7 protein-coding genes are annotated in these 4,631 nt (G+C 70.2%); all 7 read right to left on the bottom strand.

Features of this window, described 5'->3' with window-relative positions:
* On the bottom strand, positions 1-153 hold a 153-nt coding region (locus tag AC30N0_RS01645; protein WP_489516198.1), incomplete at its 3' end, for a phosphoribosyl-AMP cyclohydrolase.
* Positions 150-626 carry an NUDIX domain-containing protein gene (locus tag AC30N0_RS01640; RefSeq protein WP_489516197.1) on the bottom strand — a complete coding sequence of 159 codons (477 nt, stop codon included), beginning with the start codon at positions 624-626 and terminating at the stop codon, positions 150-152. The genes AC30N0_RS01645 and AC30N0_RS01640, both read right to left, overlap by 4 nt.
* Positions 623-1,501: an ATP-binding protein gene (locus AC30N0_RS01635; RefSeq protein WP_489516196.1), complete on the bottom strand. Its 879-nt coding sequence runs from the start codon at positions 1,499-1,501 to the stop codon at positions 623-625. Before AC30N0_RS01635 ends, AC30N0_RS01640 begins: the two co-directional genes overlap by 4 nt.
* Before the next feature lie 35 nt (positions 1,502-1,536).
* Positions 1,537-2,208, bottom strand: coding sequence for a ligase-associated DNA damage response endonuclease PdeM (gene pdeM / locus AC30N0_RS01630; RefSeq protein WP_489516195.1), 672 nt, complete (start codon positions 2,206-2,208; stop codon positions 1,537-1,539).
* A gap of 12 nt (positions 2,209-2,220) precedes the next feature.
* Complete coding sequence (gene slmA / locus AC30N0_RS01625) at positions 2,221-2,934, bottom strand: nucleoid occlusion factor SlmA (protein WP_489516194.1); 714 nt, start codon at positions 2,932-2,934, stop codon at positions 2,221-2,223.
* Positions 2,935-3,669: a pyrimidine 5'-nucleotidase gene (locus tag AC30N0_RS01620; RefSeq protein WP_489516193.1), complete on the bottom strand. Its 735-nt coding sequence runs from the start codon at positions 3,667-3,669 to the stop codon at positions 2,935-2,937.
* A complete protein-coding gene (gene argB, locus AC30N0_RS01615; RefSeq protein WP_489516192.1) occupies positions 3,666-4,586 on the bottom strand; it encodes an acetylglutamate kinase in 921 nt (306 codons plus the stop codon). The genes AC30N0_RS01620 and argB overlap by 4 nt, the downstream gene beginning before the upstream one ends.
* Positions 4,587-4,631: the final 45 nt, after the last annotated feature.

The raw sequence follows: 4,631 nt of genomic DNA, 5'->3' as shown, positions 1-4,631 counted from the left end.
GCTCCAGTACACGGCCTCGCCGAGCTCGGCCGTCCGCTCGAGGGCGGCGCGGTTCATGAAGGCGACCATCAGGACGTCGTTGCTGCCGACCTCCTGGGCGATCGCCGGAACGAGGCCGTCGGCACCCCACTTCACCTCGTCGAGCCAGCTCATCGCCTCAGTGTAGCGGGGGGCTCCTGCTCGACGAGGCGCGGGCCGTCGAAACCGCGCTCGGCGGCGAACCACTCGAGGACCGGCAGGGTGCCGGGCAGAACCGGCGCCACCGCCACCGGCAGCGTCTGCCAGGCCATCGCCTGGCCCTCGCGCATCTCGAACTCGCCGCGCCAGTCGAGCACCTTGCAGAAGTGCAGGCGGACGCGGGCATGCGCATAGTCCATGCGCGTGACCTGCCAGGGAACCACGGCGCCGACGACGATGCCGAGCTCCTCGTGCAGTTCCCGGCGGAGCGCGTCCGCGACCGATTCGCCGGCTTCGAGCTTGCCGCCGGGGAATTCCCACCAGCCGGCGTAGACCTTGCCTGCCGGGCGCGAGGTGAGCAGGAAGCGGCCTTCCGGGTCGATCAGCACGCCGACGGCGACGTCGACGATCCCTTCTTCCGCCGAACTCCCGGGCAGCGGCCCGCTCAAGCCGCTCGCCTTCCGGCGTAGTCCTTCGCGAACTGGTAGGCGACTCGGCCAGAGCGCGAGCCGCGCTCGAGGGCCCAGACCAGCGATTCCTGGCGCGCCGCGGCGATCGCCTCGGGCCCGACGCCGAAGCCGCGCAGCCACTCGGCGACGATCGCGAGGTACTCGTCCTGCGTGAAGGGGTAGAAGCTCACCCACAGGCCGAAGCGCTCGGACAGCGAGATCTTCTCCTCGATGACCTCGCCGGGGTGGACTTCGCCGTCGTCGGTGTGCGTGTAGCTGAGGTTCTCGCGCATGTACTCCGGGAGCAGGTGGCGGCGGTTGCTGGTCGCGTAGATCAGCACGTTCTCGGACGCCTCGGCGACCGAGCCGTCGAGGATCGACTTCAGCGCCTTGTAGCCGGGCTCGCCCTCGTCGAAGCTCAGGTCGTCGCAGAAGATGATGAAACGCTCGGGCCGCTCCGCCACCAGGTCGACGATGTCGGGCAGGTCGACCAGCTCGCTCTTGTCGACCTCGATGAGGCGCAGCCCGCGCGGCGCGAACTCGTTCAGGCAGGCCTTGATCAGGGAGCTCTTGCCCGTGCCGCGGGCGCCGGTGAGGAGGACGTTGTTGGCGGCGCGACCGGAGACGAACTGCTCGGTGTTGCGAAGCAGGCGCTCCTTCTGCGGGCCGATCTCGACGAGCGAGCCGAGGCGGATCGAGGCGACGTGGCGGACCGGGTCGAGGCGGCCGGCGCCGGCGCGCTTGCGGTAGCGGAAGGCGGTCGACGCGTCCCAGTCGGGCGCCGCGAGAGCCTGCGGCACGATGGCCTCGAGCCGGCCCAGCATCGCCTCGGCACGCTCGATCAGCTGTTGCAGGGATTGGGGCAGGTTCGTCATGGCGGGCGCAGTGTAGTGGCGCTCGGCCCCGGCATTCAGGCCGCCCGCTGCTCGGGTGGCGGGAGCAGCGCGACCATGCCGTCGGCGATGGGAAAGACCCGGTCGGCGCCGGTCGAGCGAATCGGGTGCATGCCGGTGAAGGCGCCGAACGCAGGCAGCACGCCGACGCCGTCGCCGAACCAGAAGCACGGCAGGCGAAGGCGATCCCAGGCGCGCCCGCCGAGGTTCACGCAGGGGTGGAGGTGGCCGGCCAGCACGTATGCCCCGGGACGCAGCCGCGGGTGGTGGCAGAGCGCGAAGCCGTCCTGCTCGAAGGGCTCGTCGACGACCTCGATGCGCAGGTGCGGCGGCGGATCGCCGGCGCGGTCGTCGTGGTTGCCGCGCACCAGCACCAGCTCCAGGCCGGGGTGAGTCTCGCGCCACCCGGTGACCGCCGCGATCGTCGCCACCGCGTGAGCCCGGGCCGAATGCAGGAAGTCGCCGAGGAAGACGATGCGCCGCGCCCCGGTGCGGCCGACGAGCCCGCTCAGCGCCGCCAGGGTCTCGCCGGTCGTGCCGCGCGGCACCGGGACGCCGAGGGCCCGAAAGCTCACCGCCTTGCCGATGTGCGCGTCGGCGACGAGCAGGGTCCGGCTCGACGCCACGAAGGCTGCCTTCTCGGGCAGCAAGGTGAGCGGCTGGCCGCCGGCCAGGATCGTGGTCGCCATCACCTCGGGTTCTCAGATCGCGAACAGGCGCAGGGCGAGGTCCAGGTGCTCGGTGGGGTTCTTGCGAAAACCGGAACGGGCGAAGCGATGCAGGCGGCCGATGGCAAACGAGGTCAGGGCCGACGCCTGCGCGTTGGCATCGACCGTCGGCGTCGCCGAGCCGGCGCCTTCGGCCAGCACGCGCAGGCTCTGCCGCAGCTGCGACTCGATGCGCTCGAAGAACTGGTTCATGCGGGCGACCAGGCGCTCGTTCTCGAACACCAGGGCATCGCCGACCATGACCCGCGCCATGCCGGGGTTCTTCTCCCCGAACTGGAGCAGCACCGCCATTACCTTGTGCACCTGCACGGCGGCACTCGCCTCACGCTCGACGATCTGGTTGACGAGCGTGAACACGCTCTGCTCGATGAACTCGATCAGCCCCTCGAACATCTGGGCCTTGCTGGCGAAGTGGCGGTAGAGCGCGGCTTCGGAGACATCGAGCTTGGCCGCGAGCGCCGCCGTCGTGATGCGTTCGGCGCCGGGCTCCTGCAGCATGGTCGCCAGCGTCTCGAGGATCTGCACCCTGCGCTCGCCCGGACGCGGCCGCTTGCGCGCCGGCGGCGCTGGCGGCAGCACCGGCGCCAGACCGGCCACGACCCCGGGTGTCAGCGGGCCGGCTTCGACCTCGCTCGCGTCTGCCTCATCGCTGGCAGCACCGGCAGGCGGGTCGGGGAAAGGGATCATCTACAAGAGCGAGTTGAGCTGCCGGAGCGCGCTGATTCTGGCATACAGGTACGGCGGTTTCGGACATTCGCGACGGGTGTTCCGCAGCGCCGCCCGCCCCGCGTTCGGCTGGTCGCGCCGGCTGCCGCGGAAGCGCCCGCCGAGGTAGCGCTGCATCCAGGCCGTCCGCATCCCGACCGAGCGAGCCGCCTTCAGGTGCACCAGCGTGTCCTCGACGAGGACGCAGCGGCTCGGCCGCACGCCCAGGCGCACCGCCAAGCGGCGCAGCATGCGCGCGTCTGGCTTGGGCCGCAGGTCGCCGAACATCGTCATCGTCTCGATCGTGATCACGCCGTCGAAGAGCGAATCGATTCGCAGCGCCTTCAGGACGCGGCTGGCGTAGGCGCGCGGCGCATTGGTGACGATGAACTTGCGGCCGGGCAGCCGGGCCAGCGCGGCGCGGTCGTGCGCGCTCGTGCGCAGGCGCGCCTCGAGCCCGGGCAGCCGGTGCGTCTCGTCGAGGAAGTGCGCCGCACGCACGCCGTGGTGGCGGACCAGCCCGAGTAGCGTCGCGCCGTAGCGCAGCCAGTAGCGCTCGCGCAGCGATCCCGCCGCGTCCGCGGCAACGCCGAGGTGGGTGGCGATGTAGTGGCCCATGGCGACGTGCAGCTCGCCGAAGGCCGCATGGCTGGCGTCGTGCAGCGTGTTGTCGAGATCGAACAACCAGACCGGCCGGTCCGGCGAGGGCGTGCTCACCGCGAGCGGATCATCGTCCCATAAGCCTGCTCGGTGAGGATCTCCAGGAGCATGGCGTGCGGCACCCGGCCGTCGATGATGTGCACCGTGTTGACGCCGTTCTTGGCGGCGTCGAGCGCCGACTGGATCTTCGGCAGCATGCCGCCGGAGATGGTGCCGTCGGCGAACAGCTCGTCGATCTCGCGCGCGGTGAGGTCGGTGAGCAGGCGGCCGGCCTTGTCGAGGACGCCCGGCGTGTTGGTGAGCATCATCAGCTTCTCGGCCTTCAGCACCTCGGCCAGCTTGCCGGCGACGACGTCGGCGTTGATGTTGTAGTTCTCGTTCTCCGCGCCGAAGCCGAGCGGCGAGATCACCGGGATGAACTGGTCGTCCTGGAGCGCACGCACGACGGAAGGGTCGATGGACTCGATCTCGCCGACCCAGCCGACGTCGTGCTCCTTGCTCGGATCCTTCATATCGAGCATGCGGAGCTTGCGGGCCCGGATCAGCCCGCCGTCGCGGCCGGTCAGGCCGACCGCCTTGCCGCCGGCGACATTGATCAGGCCCACGATGTCCTGCTGGACCTGGCCGGCCAGGACCCACTCGACGACCTCCATCGTCTCCGCATCGGTGACGCGCATGCCCTGGATGAACTCGCCCTTCTTGCCGATCTTGGCCAGCGCGTCCTCGATCTGCGGCCCGCCGCCGTGCACCACCACCGGGTTCATGCCGACCAGCTTGAGCAGGACCACGTCCTCGGCGAAATCCTGTTGCAGCCCCGGATCGGTCATGGCGTTGCCGCCGTACTTGATGACGATGGTCTTGCCGTGGAACCTGCGGATGTAGGGCAGCGCCTGGGCCAGGATCTCGGCCTTGTCGCGCGCCGCGATGTGCGACAGGTCGGGGACCGCAGCGGCGTCTGAGGAGGAAGCGGTCATGGAGGTCCCGGAAGGCAAGGCTGCGAACGATTGTAGATTTGTACC

Origin of the sequence: Rhizobacter sp. (assembly GCF_031412495.1) — a bacterium.
Classification (GTDB): domain Bacteria; phylum Pseudomonadota; class Gammaproteobacteria; order Burkholderiales; family Burkholderiaceae_C; genus Schlegelella_A.
The sequence above is the reverse complement of the archived record's forward strand: the minus strand, read 5'-3'. Positions and strand labels throughout refer to the sequence as shown.

Bases quoted from the DNA above. Each gene is read 5' to 3' on its own strand.
- AC30N0_RS01635 (WP_489516196.1), bottom strand. From the start codon at position 1,501: ATGACGAACCTGCCCCAATCCCTGCAACAGCTGATCGAGCGTGCCGAG.
- pdeM (WP_489516195.1), bottom strand. From the start codon at position 2,208: ATGGCGACCACGATCCTGGCCGGCGGCCAGCCGCTCACCTTGCTGCCC.
- slmA (WP_489516194.1), bottom strand. From the start codon at position 2,934: ATGATCCCTTTCCCCGACCCGCCTGCCGGTGCTGCCAGCGATGAGGCA.
- argB (WP_489516192.1), bottom strand. From the start codon at position 4,586: ATGACCGCTTCCTCCTCAGACGCCGCTGCGGTCCCCGACCTGTCGCAC.